Source organism: Bacteroidota bacterium (assembly GCA_034723125.1).
Lineage (GTDB): Bacteria > Bacteroidota > Bacteroidia > CAILMK01 > JAAYUY01 > JAYEOP01.
The window spans coordinates 1-15,509 of the sequence record JAYEOP010000153.1 but is presented as its reverse complement, the minus strand read 5'-3'; the positions used below and the strand labels follow the sequence as shown (position 1 = coordinate 15,509).

The window sequence follows — 15,509 nt, the reverse complement described above, 5'->3', positions numbered from 1 at the left end:
GAATATTTGAACGTTTTTATCGTATCGACTCAGGACGTTCACGCAAGCAAGGAGGCACAGGTTTAGGGCTTTCAATTGTAAAAAATGCAGTTCTTTTTCACAAAGGCGAAATATCTGTAAGAAATAGGAAGCAAGGAGGTCTTGAATTTTTGTTTTCGTTTGCTAAAAAATAATGATATAGTGAAAATATGGCTTTATGTTTAATTGGGCTGATTATGAAATTAAGATTTGGGGGAGGTTTGTAATTTTCCAAGATGTCCATTTTGAGAATGCTTAACGAAAAATATTATCAAAACTAAGGAACTGTTTATTTGAGTATGAAATTATAATTACTCAATTGTTTTTATATTTGCAAGTCAAATGAAATGTATTGAAAAAGAATAATGACAATTATTGAAAATGGCAATTGTTAAACAAAAAATTGAAACTGTTAGAGAGCAAATTTATTGGTCATACGCAAATCTTGCTATGGCTCATACTGCTGTTAAAAATGAACAAAAAAAATACGCACAATTTAATTATATGATTAGAGCAAAATTATTCAAAGGACTTAAAAATGGAACTATGAATATGCGATCAATATTTGATGATGAAAAAATTAAGTTGCAAACTGGGCAGGTTTGCAATTATTGTGGCTCGGATAAAAAATTATCTCTTGACCATATTTTTCCAAAAAGATATGGAGGGAAAGATGATGCAGAGAATTTAGTTTTTGCTTGTCAAGTTTGTAACAGTTCAAAAGGGAAAAAAGACTTAATGGAGTGGATGGAATTTAGAAAAGAATTTTTACCATTAATGATAATTAGGCGTTATTTAAAATTAACATTTAAATATTGTATTGAGAATAAACTTCTTGAAAAAAAAGTTGAAGAACTAAAAGATATTGACCTCCCATTTAGAGTTGACCTTTTACCAACTTCTTATCCTGAACCTACTAAATTACTCCTAAACATAAAAAAAGAATTACCTTTGTAATTGAATAATGTAAAGATTGGTTTTTAACAAAATCCGTTTTGACATTAGATGATTTATAATATAGAAATTAAACGTATGAAAAAAATGACAGGAATAATATTAATGATAATTGGAATCCTAACTTTAATGGTTGGAGTGTATTTGTATAGGTCTTCAAAAAATGATGTTAATGTAAAAGAAAATATCAATGTAAAAGAGAATGTCAATGTGAAAGAAGATGTCAATGTAAAAGAAAATGTTAATGTAAAAGAAAATGTCAATGTAAAAGAAAATGTCAATGTAAAAGAAGATGTCAATGTAAAAGAAGATGATAATGAATTGGAAAAAGCAATTGAAATGGCAATTGCTGATGGTATTCTTACTGATAACGAGAGAAATATTATAAAAAAAATTGCTCTTAAAAAAGGACTTAATTTTGATCAAGTAATAAAAGATGCAGAGAAACAAATGGCAGAATTAGAAATTGATTCAGAAACGGAACTTATTGATTATAGAAAGAAGAAAGGATCTGATTTTGAAAAATTTATTGTTTTAAAGTTTAATAAAAAATATTTTAAAATAAAAGAATGGGCTGGAGATAAATATGTTGATGGTACTTATGCTGAGACAACTCTACAACCGGATTTATTACTTGAATTTAATTTTAGAACGAATAAATATGATTTTTATGTTGAGTGTAAATGGAGAAATAATTTATACAAAAATGGTGTGATAATTGCGAAAACTGACAAATTTAATAGATATGTAGATTTTGAAAAAAGTCGTAAAATACCTGTTTTTATAGCAATTGGTGTTGGAGGTAAAGCAAACTTACCAGAAAAACTTTACATTGTTCCACTACGTGAAATAGATAAAGGTTTTATTCATATTAGTCAATTAAAAAAGTACGAAAAAGAAGTTGAAAGTGATTTTTTCTATGACTATAAAACCCAAATATTGAAATAATACTCAAAAATTGAAAGATAGTAGTTTTATTAATTCCATGTATTTACAAATAATGTGAATTATTCTGTAAAAAATAGTACTTAGCCATTAAATACAATTATTCTATTGAGACTTTTTTTAGGTATAATTTTCAAATCCTCTACAAATTTAATAACTCATCTTATAACTACTTGTATATTACTGATTTAAATTGCTATTGATGGTTCTATGTTGATTTGTATGGGTGGGAAAATATTAAAGCCACAGATTCACAGATTACAAAATTACTCTTTTTCTAATCTGTGAATCTGTGGCAAATTTGATTACCCACTCAAATCAACATAGAACCACTTTAAAAGAAACATTAATTTTCAATTTCTATATTTTCATTCTTAACTTTCAATTTTCTTTCAATTGCTTGTTTGTTATAAAGTTCGCCCATATAAAGCATTGCCATACTCACGTAAATCAACGGACCTGTGGGTAGTTGTCCGAAAACTGCATTGCCATAGCTACAGAGCATTATTCCCCAAATTCCACCTGCAAGTGCGGTAAGTTTAGCCGCAATTTCAGGCTCTGTTACTTTAGTCCAAATGATGTAGCAACCATAGCCAAGAATAAATAATAAATAAAAAATGTGAAATACTAATCCTATTATTCCTTGCTCAACCCATATTTTAACATACCAACTATCGGTAGGAGTTTCTGCTAAAAAAGTACCTGGAGAAAATCGTAATCCCCAGTTACCGGAAGAACCAATTCCTCCACCAAAAGGGCGACTTTTCATATAGATTTTTAATTTTCGCTGATTTTCAAGTCTTACTTGTAAGGATGGGTCGTTGGGGTCAAAAGCAGAGCGCATTCTATTGATTTGATAATTTCCATTAGCGATTGTAGTATATTTAAAAAATACAAAAACCGAAATTCCTAAGATTGCTCCTAAAATTAGTATTTTTATATTTTTTTTCATTATAAAATATATCATTGCTCCACCTACAGGTACAGCAATTGCACCTCTTGTCCCTGAAATTGCTAATCCATATAAACCCAATAATCCCATTGTAAGAAAAAATATTTTATCTTTTTTTGTTTTTGAATTCAAGCCTACGATAATACCGACAACAGCCGCATGTCCTTGTTGAGCACCAAAAGTTCCAGCATCACTCAAAAATGAAAACACTCTAAGTTTGCCAAATAAAATATGTGTTTCGGCAGCACCGGCATTTAGCCATGCTTGTTCCCATGGGTCAACACCAACAATTAACTGCATTGCACCTTTGATTGAAACAAGAATTGAAAAAGCACCCCATAAGTAAAGAAATTTGTTTAGATGTTTTACATCTCTGAGAAGCATCAATGTAATAAGAACGCTTAGAACAAAATATAATGCAACACCACGCATAGCATAAAACCATGCAGCAGAACTTCTCGCTTCAGGGTTTACAAGTTCCAAAACGTTGTAAATGAACCAGATTAATGATATGTAAAATAAAGTGTTTTGTATCGGTTTCCAATCAAGTTTTGTAAAGAAATTTTTAAAGAAAAGTGCAAGAAATGTTATTACCAAAATACCATCAATACTTAATCCAAGAGGAATTCCTTTAATATATCTTGTTAATCCGATAGCTGTAAATGATAATGCAATAAAAACGTAAAGTCCGTTAGATGGTTTTTTAAATAGCCAGTACAAAAACCCGTAAAGCAAAGGAAGTGCAATTAGTAAAGTTGCGTTCATGATTCCACCTTTGGCAATAAAAAAACCAATGGGCAAAGAAATACAAATAATTAATCCAATAATCAGTGGACTTTTTAGTATTTCTGAACCTGTTTTTTTGTCAAAAGGACTTTTCATTGTTATAATTATTTTGAATTTTTAACAATCCTTCTATACATGCCTTTGTAAAACCAATATCCTTCTTTAAAAATTCTAAAAATTGAAAATTGAATTTCTTTGTTAAAATATTTTAGTCCTACTACTAAACCTATTAATGTCATTAGAATGGTTACTGATGAAACAAGCATTAGTATTGAAATTATAGAAATATCAGGATAAAATTGAACTATAACAAATACTGCTATAATATCACCGATTATATTTGCAAGAGCCATGTAAATAACTTTATAAAAATTTCGTTTTGGCATATTCACACTGTCAAGTCCAACTCCTGTAAGACGATCCATAGGAAGAAGTAGTCCGTAGATGCAAAATATTCGGAAAATGTTTGCTGTTTCAATATATTCTTTACCGCCAACAATTGTTACTAATGGTTCGGCAAAAATAAATGCAAGAATTAAAACAGGGATAAATAGTAATGTAAGACTCCCCGAATAGGCATAAAATAGTTGACGCACTTTGCTATTGTCTTTTTCGATACTTGCTTTTGACATTTTAGGAAAAGCTGTAGCTGTAAAGCTTCTCAAAGGAATTTCCATAACTTCTGTAAGTTTAAGAGGAATGCTGTACAAGGCAACACCTGCAGGACCAATAAAAGGGCTAAGACCTAGTATAAATGTGTCGGCACTTTTCAGTAAATTACTTCCTATTAATGTAGCTGTTGAATATTTCCCGAAATCAAGAATTTGTTTAATCCTTGCTTTATTGGAATATTTTAAAAAAATAAGTCCGTCCCATTTTTTTAAAATTGATACTATGGAAGTAAATCCTGTTATTCCCATAAAAATTAGAATTACAGTTTCAATATTATATTTTAAAATAAAGAAGTTAAGTGTGAGAAATATTAGAAATAATACCATTGGGAAATTTCTGATAAATAAAATTCTATCAAAGCGTTGTTCTGCTTGTAGAATTGTAATGGCATTGTTTAAAGGGAGGTTTAAAAATGCAAGTATTGGATACCATTTGAAAAAATACTTATATCCGGAGTTTTGAATAGCATTGTTGAAAATCATATTTATTGCAAAAATAACAATTGCAATTATTACAGTAATTATAAGTCCAATCATCCAATTAGAACCTTTTAGCTCATTTGATTCTTTTTCTTTGCTAGCTGAGAGAAAGCGAACAATTGCTGTTCTTGTTAAGCCAAATCTTATCATTTCTACAAAACCTGCTGAAGTAATTAAAAGCACCCATTCTCCAAAGACAGATTTTTCGAAAGTACGTGTAAGAATAATAAAACTAATAAAACCCAAAGCGGCTCTTGTCATTTGGTTAAGAAGAGAAACAATATTTTTTTCTCCTTTTAAAACGCTTGGGATTTTCATAGTTAAATCTTTGATTTATTATAGATTTGTAAGGATATAATTTTTTTAAATAACTTTCGCAAAAAAGAACGTTCTTTTGGAATTTCTCCAATCGTTGATACTAATGCATCAGGTTCTGTACCATTAAGAATGAATAAAGGTTCGTTTTTGCATAGTTTTTTATAAGTGCTAAGTGCATGTTTGTCAGCTTTTGTCCATGTACGATTTGCTCTTGCTATAAGCAATGAAAAATCAAAAGATTTAATAAAATTTGAAGAGTAATTTTGTTTTATTATTGAGGGGATTTCTACGAAAATATATTTGTACTTATTTTTATTTGCTTTGTAGTCCTCAGTTAATAATTCATCAATTGAATTTATCTCACCTTCATTTTTTGAATATTGATAAAAGAAAGTGTTTTCAACATCTTCAGGGATTTCTTCATCTTCAGCAAATGGAGTAACTAAAAGAATATTTTCATTAAAAGCTGTTACTCTTTCTCCAATTGTGTTTGCCAAAAAGGTTTTTCCTTCATTTTCTCTTGTACTAAAAAACGATATAATTTTTGGTTCTCCTGCTTTATTTTTTGCAGTTGCTGATTTGAGTTTTATTTTTTGAATTACTTTTTCAGACATTCTTTGGGTGATAAAAGTATAATTTATTTTACCATGTTTATTAGGGATTCTTGGAAATACTCCGCCAAATTTAAGTCCGATTAGTTTTTCAGCTCTTTCAGGTGTTTTTATTGTTGAATCAAAATATTCAAGTATTACAATAAGTGCTAATACCATCATAAAGCCTGCGAAGGCAGCGGCAAGAATCATCACTTTTCTTTTTGAAGCTTTTGGTATTATCGGGTAATAAGCAGGGTCAACAGCTTTAATATTTGATGACATCTCAATGTTTTGTTGTCGTAGCTTACTTAAATTCAATGAGTGGAGTAATGAAAGATATTCTTTTTCGGCAACATTGATTTCTCTTTCAATACGTTTTAGGATTGCACCAAGAGGAGCCATTAATCTATATTTTTCGTTAAATTCCTCTTTTCGTTCTCTTAAAACTGCCAAGCGAGCATTACTTTCTTCAAATTTAACAACATTTTCAAGCCATTTTTCCAATAGTTGTTTTATTGGCATTCCTTGAACCGAATTGTTGTAACCGTACAATTCACTAATATAATTTTCAAGTTCTTTTTTTATTTCTGCCTGTTTGTTTTTTAAATATACAAGTTCCCAAGCTGTAGAGTCCTCAGCATAAGCTTCTGTCATTGAAATTTTCATTGAAATATCAGCAAGTCTATGTCTTTTGTCTAATATTTCTGAACTTGTAAGATTAATGTTGTTTCTTATGTTAAGCCTTCCTTCAACCTTTTTTAAAGCAGCATCGGCAGAAGCTCTTCTCATGTTTTCATTTTGAAAAGTAAGGTCAAGCTCTTCTTTTTGTTCTGCAATAAATTTTGTTTGTTCATAATAGTTGATAATATTGTTTTTTTGGTTGAAGTTTAAAAGTTTGTCTTCAGCCAATTGTAAACGATTATTTGCCATGTTTACTTGCCTTTGAAAATATTTTACAACTGCATCTGTTTGGTTTTCTTTTAAATGTTTATAGTTTTTAATAAAAACTTCAGTGAGTAAAACAAGAGAATATTGACAAATTCCAGGGTCATCCGTTTCATAAGAAATTTCTACTAAATCACTATTGCCAATTCTTTTTATCTTCATCCTTGACAATGCTTTTATACTGTAATGTGGATGACTATAGTTTAATAATTCATAAAGAAAATTCGTATCACTTTTGTTTTTATATTGCACAAAATCAGAATATATCCTATCAAATTCATTTATTTTATTTGAATTGCTTGTGTTACTTTTTTTTATTTTAGTTTTTTCTACTAACTTTTTACTATTATTATTTTTTATAACTTTGGGTTCAACAGGATAATTTATACTTCCTACAATTAATTTTTTGCCTTTGCTTATCTCTCTCTTGGTTAAATTATTCCATGCTATTAAATGAGCAACTGAAATATTGTATTTACTTGCTATTGAATACAAAGTTTCATTTTTATCGGTAATATAATATAAAAATGTATCTGTGCTTGTTGGTCTTTTTTCTTTTTGATAATATTTTGTAGAGGGTTGATTTCTTGAAGTTATTATTAATAATCTGTCATCAACTTTTATATTGTTGTTTGTAAGTCCATTAATCCTCATTAATTCTTTAACCGGAATATTGTATTTTCTTGCAATAGAATATAATGTTTCCTTAGCTTTAACAAAATGAAATTTAGAAATATTTTGATTTTCTATTGTGATATTTTTTTTAGGTTTTTTTGGTGTAACAGTTTTTTTTCTATTGTTTAGTTTTTTTATTGAAGCTTCTTTATATAAAAGTTCTTTTACTTCGTTAGGGACAATTTGTTGCAATTCATTGAAATGCTTTTTAGTTATGTACTTTGGATCGGCATAACTGAGTGATAAATGTTTAGTAAGTAATTTAATCCCTACTTCTTCATAAGTTTCTCTAGAATCTATTATGTTTATAAGATTATCAAAGGAGTTTTTTGCAGCAAGGAAATCAAATTTTGCTCCGCCACTTGTTTCAATATTGTAACCTGATGCTATTCCTGTATAAACTGTTGTTGAAGATTTATACATTTTAATTTCATCTTTGGTGAGGTAGAAGACAATAGCACCTAAAATAATGGGTACAATAATAAGGATAAATAGATGTTTGTAGATTAACTTTATGAATTGTGTAAGTTTCATGCTTGCAAATTTACTAAAATTTAAAGCCAACTATCTCTTGTAAAATTAAAAAAGATACAACAAAGTCTGTTTTTGCATCTTCAAAAGCCAATTTTGACCTTGAATTTATTTCTGTTAACCTTGCCATTTCTGTTAATTGAATTAATCCATTTTTAAATTTTCTTTCTGCCATCATAAGATTCAGATTGCTGGTTTCCATGTAGCTAGTTTGTATTGTGAGTTTCTTTTGTTTCAATAACAGATTATTAAATTGTATTATTACTTCTTCTCTTACATTATTAATTTCATTTTGTTTGTTATAAGTAGCTTGTAATTTTTCATATTCTGCTAATTTTATATCACTTCTTCTATTGAGTAAATCAAAAAAAGGATATTTCATAAACATACCAACACCGTATCTTGTTTCTTGTTTGGAATAATATATTGGGACTGGTGTAGTTCCTGCTGTTCCACCCATTGAAAGATTATCATAATTACCATATCTGATATCGGATGAAATTCCAATATGTCTTGTCCATTGCCTTCTTGCTGAGCGAATATTTGATTGACCTACTTCAATATCTGCTTGCCAAAATTTTATTCGCGGATTATTTTTTATTGCTGAATCAATTAACACTCCCAAAGGTGGAAGATATTGTTTGATGTTTTGAGTCCTTGGATTAAATTTGTAAATATTAAAATTTCCTTGAGACAAAACAATGTTGCTTACAAAAATCAGAAATAAAAATACCAGTAGTTGTTTTTTCATTGTTTAAAAATTTTTAAACATCTTCATGTTGGATGAATGTTGTAAAAGTTTTAATTATTAGTCCAATATCATAAAATATAGGATATTTTTTATCAATAAATATTTTTGTATATTTTTTGTCTAATCCAAATCTTTCTTCTTCCGACATATTATCACTACCTCTTTTGCTAACTTGCCACAGCCCTGTAATGCCGGCAGGTGTTATAAATCTATCACCAAAAGCATCTGCTGTCAAGTTTTTTGCCTCACTATCTTGTGGTAAAGGTCGGTTTCCTACAATTGACATGTCTCCTTTTAAAACATTAATGAGTTGTGGTAATTCATCAATGCTTAATTTTCTTATTATTCTTCCAACTTTAGTAATTCTCGGGTCATTTTTTATTTTTAAAAATGAAGGACCAGCAATTTCTTTTCTCTGTCTTAAATAATCTTTTTCACAAATTTTATTATCTCCAACTTCTAAAAGTGGGGAGCAATATATTCCTTTAGGTAATTTTGCACAATCCTCACACTTATTGTTAAAATCAATTTCTGTTTTGTCTGTATCTTTTGCATATTGATTAAGATGTGCTAAGTCTTTAATCATTTTATCAGCACCTTGAAACATTGAACGAAATTTTATAAATCCAAATGGCTTTTGTCCAACTCGTTTTGAAATGTAATAAACTTTACCTTTTGATTCTAAGCGTATGGCAATTACTGTTAGTAAAAGCAATGGCGAAAGTAAAAGTAAAGCAATTAATGAAAATCCAATATCAAAAATACGTTTTGTAATTAATTTGTGTTTTGCAATTTCTATGTTTTTCTCTTTTTGAATTGTATAATCCAAATTTCTCGGATGTTTTTTTCTGTATTGTGATAAAAATTTAGTACGGATATAAAGATTATTAGTGTTTAAGGGCATCGTAAATAAATCATCAATATTGTATTTTTTTGTTTTGTTAATTAATTTTGCATTAAACAATTTTGAATAAAGTATAAATGGAGTAGTATTATGAATGTTATTAGCTTTAAGATATTGATAAAAGTTAATTCCATTTACTCCGGGAATATAATTTTCACATAAAATAAGATCTATGGTGGGGTTATGCTTAAGCCATTTGTCAGCAGTAAATCCATTTTTGTGGATTATTGTTTCAAATATATCGGATCCTTTTATTAAGTCAATTGTCTTTTCGTCATTACCAATGTATAATATTCGTTTTTTTAATTTATTTTTAACATTTTCCATAAAAATAGTATTTATTCGTTTTTTAGGATGAGTTCAATAAGAACGTTAAGCTCTTCAGGGTTAAAGGGCTTTGTAATAAAATTTTTAACTCCTAGTTTAAAAAATTTTATTCTTGTTTTACTTTCTTCATCACCCGATAACATTAAAAAAGGAATGTATTTGAAAAGTTCTCCGGCACGTACATTTTTCACAAATTCTTCTCCATCCATTTCGGGCATATTCACATCACATATTATCATATCGGGGATGTTTCCATTTTGTATCCAATCAAGTGCGTTTTTTCCATTCGACATTGTTGTAACATCATATTTTTTTTTAAGAAAATTTTCTAATAATTTTCTAATAACCGCCTCATCATCAACTGCTAATATTTTTTCTTTCATGATATTTTTTTATTAAAATTGATTTTAAATTTTATTGTCTTTTAAAGATTGCTCCCATTTCCAAGCTGTTCTTACCATTTCTGAAAGTGATTTTTCTGCTTTCCATCCTAATTCTTTCAGTGCTTTTGATGAATCGGCATATACACGAATTACATCACCTGCTCGCCTTGGTCCCATTTCGTAATTTAGTTTTACATTATTTATTTTTTCAAACTCTTCAATAACTTCTAACACTGAGTATCCTTTTTCTGAACCAAGATTTATAAATGTGAATTTGTCTTTATTTCTTTTTTCCTGCATATAACTTATTGCTTTTACATGAGCTATTGCAAGGTCGGAAACATGAAAATAATCACGTATTGCTGTGCCGTCCGGAGTAGGATAATCATTGCCATGAACAAATAATTTCTCCTGTTTTCCAATACATGTTTGTGTTAACACAGGCATAAGGCTTTGTGGCTTGTTAAGGGGTAGTTCTCCTATTAAATTTGATTCATGTGCACCAACAGGATTAAAATATCTTAAAGCAACTGCTGATATTTCAGAAATTTTAGTGTTGTCAAAAATAATTTCTTCACTTATTTGCTTAGTGTTTCCATAAGGTGATTCGGCTTTTACAATAGGTGCTTCTTCAGAAATAGGAACCTTTTCGGGTTCACCATAAACAGTGCATGAAGATGAAAATACAAGGTTGCTGAGTTTGTGCTTTTGCATGTTTTGTAGGATATGCATGAGCGAAACAAGATTGTTGTAATAATATTTGTTTGGGTTTTCAACTGATTCACCAACAGCTTTGAATGCTGCAAAGTGAATAATCCCATCAATATCTTTGTTTTTATTAAAAAAATCGTTTACATCTTTTCCGTTGCAAAGATCAATTTCGTGAAATTCAGGTTTTATTTTTGTGATTTTTGTGATGCTGTCAATAATCCAACTGTAGGAATTGCTGAGATTATCTATAATTACTACTTCATAGCCGGCATTTTGTAATTCTACTACTGTGTGTGAACCTATGTATCCTGTTCCTCCTGTTACTAATATTCTTCCTTTACTCATTTTATTTATCAATTTTTTTATTTATTCAAAACTAATGTTCTGTTCTATTAAATGAAATTTTACTTGTTCTACATATCCACATTATTTTCTGGAAAAATTTAAAAATAACAATTTCACTTTTTTATCATCATCAAATTTAAGACATTGGATATGCTATTTCAAAATTTTTTTGAGAATTATTATTTTTGTTTTGCAAAAAGCAAAAAATACTAGCATTTCAGACTTGATATGACACTATAAAAATCGGGATTAATTTTGAGTGTTTTCTTAAGAGTTATTAGCTTATACTAAACCACCATCAAGATACTGAAATTAAAACATTTCTTTTCGCCCTGTTTTTCTTCAAAAAATTATTCCGTAGCTATGGCTATGCAAGAATTTTGTGAAGAAAAACAAAACAAAAATAATTTATTTTCTTAATCAGCATCTTAATAGCGGTTTAGTATTAGTGTTTCCCAAGTAATTTAAACATATTCTTTTTATATTTTTCAACTCCCGGTTGGTCAAATGGATTAACTTTTAAGTAATATCCGCTTACTGCACAAGCCATTTCAAAAAAGTAAATAAGTTGACCTAGTATATTTTCATTGATTTGTGGAATTGAAATCACTATATTTGCTACATTTCCATCAACGTGTGCCATATAAGTTCCTTGAAATGCTTTTTCGTTTATTTCATTAATATTTTTTCCGCTAAGGTAATTCAGCTTATCTAAATTTTCTTTGCTTTCTGGAATTTTGAGTTCATTTTCTGGCTTGTCAACAAAAATAGTTGTTTCAAAGATGTTAGGACTGCCTTCTTGAATGAATTGACCTAGAGAGTGTAAATCGGTTGTGAAATTTGCTCCTGCAGGAAAAATACCTTTATTTTCTTTGCCTTCACTTTCGCCAAAAAGTTGTTTCCACCATTCTGTAAAAAATGCAAGTTTTGGTTCATAATTAATTAGGATTTCAATAGCCTTTCCTTTTAAATAAAGGATATTGCGAATAGCTGCATAAAGTAAAATAGGATTTTCATCTAATTTATTGTTGTTTAAATTAAACTCTTCCATCAGTTTGGCACCTTCCATTATTTTTTTTATATCAAAACCTGCAACAGCAATAGGAAGTAAGCCAACAGGAGTGAGAACCGAATACCTTCCTCCAACATCATCGGGGATAACAAATGTTTTGTAATTTTCTTTGTCGGCAAGTTGTTTTAAAGCTCCTTTTGAACTATCAGTAATTGCAATTATTCTGTTTCTTGCATCTTCTTTTCCATATTTATTTTCAATATGTTTTTTTAAAATCCTAAATGCAATTGCTGGTTCGGTAGTGGTTCCGGATTTTGAAATTATTGTAAGTGCATAATCGTGTTTGTCAAGAATTTTTAAAAGCTCTGACAAGTAATCTTCACTAATATTTTGACCGGCATAAATAACTAAAGGATTTTCTCTTTGTTTCAGTAAATGATCAAAATTATTTTTGAGTGCTTCAATTACTGACCTTGCACCGAGGTAAGAACCTCCAATTCCAATAACAACAAATATTTCTGCTTTGTTTTTTATTTTGTTTGCTGTTGAAATAATTTCATCAAGGAGTTTCTTTTCAGTTTTTGATGGGAGGTTTACCCAACCAAGAAATTCTTTTCCTTTCCCGGATTTATTTAATACTGTATTTTGACAATCCATAATCTTGGATTGAATTTTTTCAATCTCTTTTGCAAAAACAAATTTGTTACTTCCCTTAATGTTGAGTTTTATATTTGTCATATTTGATTGTATTTTTTACAAATATATGAAATATTTTTATATTGATTTTTGGGCAAAAAAAAACCTGCCATAATTGACAGGTTTTTTTTAGGAGGTTCTAATAAATTATAAACCAAATACTTTTTTTGCGACATCATGAACTTGCCATTGAATATCACTAAAATTAAAGTCAACTTTTTTCCAATTTGGATGACCTTCTTCTTGTAGTTTACCAATGTTATTTTGAATGTCAGTTAGAAGTTTTCTAAGGTTTTTATCATCTGCTTGGCTTTCTTTTGAAATGTCAGAAACAAGTAGTAATCTTACAGCGTATGTTTCAACATCTTTATCTAACCAATGGTAAGTGTTAGCAGGTATTGTAGTCTTGGTATAAATTTCTTCAAGAGATTTGTCTTTTATTGGAATAATTTTGAGCTTACGATAAGTAGGGGATAAGCCGTTGAGTTTTGAAACAGGGGCAGAACCTACAAAAAAGAAAGCATCAATTTTATGATTAAGTAATGCAAATAATGCATCTTTAAAAGATACCTGAACGTCAATCCATTCTGCTCCAAGTTTTTCTTTAATTAGTCCTGCTGTTACAGAAGTTCCTTGCTGAGCTTCACCAACTGCAACTTTTTTCTTTTTCAGGTCTTTTATTTTTTTGATTTTTGAATCCTTTAATGCAATTAAATGAATTTCTTCAAATCCTAAAGGAATAAGAACACGAATACTATCTGTTCTTTTTTTGTATTTTTTAATATCTTTTAACTGTTGCTCAATTAAAACATCATATTGCATAAAAGCAACTTGTGGTTTTTCTTCCCTAGAAAGTTTTTTAAAGTTATGCAAACTCCCTTTTGATGTTAAAATATGAAGAAATTCTGATTTGCTTCTGCTAAAAGCAATTGAATCTTGACCATTTGCCCCGACCGTAAAAATAGTGTCAACATTAACAATATCTTTTGCTACAATTTTAATGTCATTTGCCATTTCATAATACGAACCTTTAAAAAATCCTGAAAGCATTCTAATTTGTGATTGTGCAAGAAAAGAGCTGGAGATTAATAAAGTCGCAAAAATAAAACTTAATAATTTTTTGTTTTTCATTGTATCTAAAAATTAATTTTTAAAATAATAATTTATCAATGTAAAAAGAACATTTATTAAAGAACATTTACCTCGCAAATGTAATAATTTGAATTGAAAAAAAATGATTTTTATAAATAAAAACAAAATTTTTATAAAAAGATATAAATGAGAGTTTAAATAAAAAAATGATTAAGCCTTGTTAGATGCAGTAAATGAGTATGATATATTGCTTCTGCGTTTTGAGAACAAGAAATTTATATGTGGTAAAAATATATTTAAAAACAAACAATAGTCAAACTTTCCTATATAAAACGCTAGTTACTATCCAAAAATGATTCTTTAATTTGTTTTATAAAGATGAAAAAAAAGTATTTTGTATGTTTTTAACATATAGGAAATCAGGCAATTAGGTTTTGGTGTGAAAAAAATATTTTAATTTATGTATGTTTTATTAAAAAAAGTATCGCAGTAAAATAAAATTATTTTACTTTTGTCCTTTAATAGGATACTTTAATAATCTTATGAAATTCAGGCAAGTCAAAAAATATATTATTGATAAGTTGGTTAAGGAGCTTGACCCTTCTTTAACATATCATGGAGTTCATCATAGCTTGGATGTTCTTGAATCTGCATTGCGTATTGCAAAATTTGAGAAAATTACAGATGATGAAGAAATATTTTTATTATCAACTGCGGCTTTATTTCATGATGTTGGCTTTTTGAAAACCTATGAAAACCATGAGGAAGTATCTTGTGAATTTGCAAGAGAAATTCTTCCTTTATATGATTATTCCTTAGCTCAGATTGATAAAATCTCAGAATTGATAATGGCAACTATGATTCCTCAATCACCAAAGTCTCATTTGGGAGAAATCCTTTGTGATGCAGACCTTGATTATATTGGTAGAGATGATTTTGTTCCTATAGGAGATACTTTATTTAAAGAACTTATTACATTTAATAAGATTCAAAGTGAAGAACAATGGAATAATATTCAAATATCTTTTATTGGCAAACATAAATATTTTACCTCTTTTTCCAAAAAATTCAGACAGCCCAAAAAGATTGAAAATCTTGAAATTATTAAAGAAATTGTTGCTGGTTATGATTTGTCATAAAATAAGGTAGTCAATTCGCAATGCACTGAGTTTATTGAAGTGTTAGGTTTGTGCTTTTAATAAGGCGTAAAAGTAGCGAATAACTAGGTTTATTTAGTGGCACTAAGAAAACTTTGTATTACTCATTATACTTGGGCTTTGAATTAAAAATGGATGTTATACCAAATTAACATCAAAACACCCGATATAAATCATTTCTATTTCCCTTTTTTGTCGTTAAAAATTATTTCCGTAGCTATAGCTATGCAAAGAATTTTTGCCTAAAAAAAGAAAAATATAAT

13 protein-coding genes are annotated in these 15,509 nt (G+C 28.8%); 4 read left to right on the top strand and 9 right to left on the bottom strand.

Going from position 1 to position 15,509, the window contains the following annotated elements; genetic code table 11:
* The 3 genes from U9R42_04520 to U9R42_04510 all read left to right on the top strand — a co-directional run.
* Nucleotides 1–173: ATP-binding protein (locus U9R42_04520; protein ID MEA3495280.1), on the top strand; the 173-nt coding region annotated here is incomplete at its 5' end.
* A gap of 226 nt (nt 174–399) precedes the next feature.
* Nucleotides 400–975, top strand: a complete 576-nt coding sequence (locus U9R42_04515) for an HNH endonuclease signature motif containing protein (GenBank protein ID MEA3495279.1) — start codon at nt 400–402, stop codon at nt 973–975.
* Nucleotides 976–1,050: 75 nt separating this feature from the next.
* On the top strand, nt 1,051–1,920 hold the full coding sequence (locus tag U9R42_04510) for a hypothetical protein (GenBank protein ID MEA3495278.1): 870 nt from the start codon (nt 1,051–1,053) through the stop codon (nt 1,918–1,920).
* Between the two features lie 343 nt (nt 1,921–2,263).
* Here the strand turns inward: U9R42_04510 and U9R42_04505 are convergent, their stop codons facing one another.
* The 9 genes from U9R42_04505 to U9R42_04465 form a co-directional block, all read right to left on the bottom strand.
* The gene (locus U9R42_04505; protein MEA3495277.1) at nt 2,264–3,751 is read right to left on the bottom strand and encodes an O-antigen ligase family protein; all 1,488 of its coding nucleotides are present in this window, start codon (nt 3,749–3,751) and stop codon (nt 2,264–2,266) included.
* Between the two features lie 8 nt (nt 3,752–3,759).
* Entirely contained in the window at nt 3,760–5,124 is a 1,365-nt protein-coding gene (locus U9R42_04500; protein ID MEA3495276.1) for an oligosaccharide flippase family protein, read from the bottom strand.
* Nucleotides 5,125–5,126: 2 nt separating this feature from the next.
* Nucleotides 5,127–7,871, bottom strand: a complete 2,745-nt coding sequence (locus U9R42_04495; GenBank protein MEA3495275.1) for a LysM peptidoglycan-binding domain-containing protein — start codon at nt 7,869–7,871, stop codon at nt 5,127–5,129.
* 13 nt (nt 7,872–7,884) lie between these two features.
* Nucleotides 7,885–8,619, bottom strand: coding sequence for a TolC family protein (locus tag U9R42_04490; GenBank protein MEA3495274.1), 735 nt, complete (start codon nt 8,617–8,619; stop codon nt 7,885–7,887).
* 13 nt (nt 8,620–8,632) lie between these two features.
* The gene (locus U9R42_04485) at nt 8,633–9,850 is read right to left on the bottom strand and encodes a sugar transferase (protein ID MEA3495273.1); all 1,218 of its coding nucleotides are present in this window, start codon (nt 9,848–9,850) and stop codon (nt 8,633–8,635) included.
* A gap of 11 nt (nt 9,851–9,861) precedes the next feature.
* Complete coding sequence (locus U9R42_04480) at nt 9,862–10,233, bottom strand: response regulator (GenBank protein MEA3495272.1); 372 nt, start codon at nt 10,231–10,233, stop codon at nt 9,862–9,864.
* A gap of 24 nt (nt 10,234–10,257) precedes the next feature.
* Complete coding sequence (gene galE / locus U9R42_04475) at nt 10,258–11,289, bottom strand: UDP-glucose 4-epimerase GalE (GenBank protein ID MEA3495271.1); 1,032 nt, start codon at nt 11,287–11,289, stop codon at nt 10,258–10,260.
* 445 nt (nt 11,290–11,734) lie between these two features.
* Nucleotides 11,735–13,039 carry a glucose-6-phosphate isomerase gene (locus tag U9R42_04470; protein ID MEA3495270.1) on the bottom strand — a complete coding sequence of 435 codons (1,305 nt, stop codon included), beginning with the start codon at nt 13,037–13,039 and terminating at the stop codon, nt 11,735–11,737.
* 105 nt (nt 13,040–13,144) lie between these two features.
* Nucleotides 13,145–14,128, bottom strand: coding sequence for a TAXI family TRAP transporter solute-binding subunit (locus U9R42_04465; protein MEA3495269.1), 984 nt, complete (start codon nt 14,126–14,128; stop codon nt 13,145–13,147).
* Between the two features lie 503 nt (nt 14,129–14,631).
* Between U9R42_04465 and U9R42_04460 the strand changes: the two genes are divergently transcribed.
* On the top strand, nt 14,632–15,228 hold the full coding sequence (locus U9R42_04460; protein MEA3495268.1) for an HD domain-containing protein: 597 nt from the start codon (nt 14,632–14,634) through the stop codon (nt 15,226–15,228).
* Nucleotides 15,229–15,509 lie beyond the last annotated feature (281 nt).